This window comes from Enterococcus sp. C57 (assembly GCF_040887305.1).
In the GTDB taxonomy this organism is placed as follows: domain Bacteria; phylum Bacillota; class Bacilli; order Lactobacillales; family Enterococcaceae; genus Enterococcus_B; species Enterococcus_B hirae.
Map to the genome: position 1 here is coordinate 1 of NZ_JBFOFP010000026.1, position 783 is coordinate 783.

The 783-nt window shown below is 35.2% G+C and carries 1 protein-coding gene; it reads right to left on the bottom strand.

Annotated elements, in window-relative coordinates; all coding sequences use genetic code 11:
• Positions 1-783 (bottom strand): transposase (locus AB5M32_RS13635; RefSeq protein WP_368024531.1); only part of this gene is annotated, 783 nt, incomplete at both ends.

Consider the following 783-nt stretch of genomic DNA (forward strand, 5'->3'; position numbering starts at 1 on the left):
TTTGAATGGATTGGTATAGTTGAATATATTTTAAATAATCATTTTTAGTGTATGATTGATTGACTTTTTCTGGAAGAACAGGGTCAAGAGAGTGCCTCGCTGGAGGATTAAGCTGCTTATCCGTTTGTTTGGTTGTTTGATCCCCTAGGTTACTTTCTAAGTTTTGTATACTATGTTGCATCCTTTGATTGCCTTGACCCTTACCTTGTTCATGAGCTAACCTCGCATTATTGTCTGCTGTTGTAAATTTAGCATTCCCGACATTAGTTGAAAAAGTTTGGCGTGCTTGGGATGTTCTTTCTGAATTTTGGAGTAATCGGTCATATTCTTCTATCCAAGCATTAACCATATTCGGAGTCAAATGATAAATCTTACATAATTGCTTTATGGACATTTCTTGATTCTTATATAAAAGAACACATTCTCTTTTAACTTCCTCCGTACAACACAGCTTTCCTAGCTTTAACTTCCTTTCTTTTAATTCTGTGAGAGTTGTTATTAACTCCTGCTTCTTACCACGTGCCTGGTCGTATCTATTATTCCAAGTTCTTAAAGTCGCATCAGAAATGTTCAATTTTTTACACAATACCTTGTGTGCTATTCGCTTACTTCTCCATAAAAGTACACAGGCTTTCTTAACCTTAGCAGTACAATACAGATTTCTCCCATCTTGTTCTCTACTGATCAATTCTTCAATAGTCGATATTGATTGACGAGGTAATTCCCCCTTTTTATGTTCCCTTATCCAAGATCTAAAGGAATCATAGTCTAAATTGTTCTTAT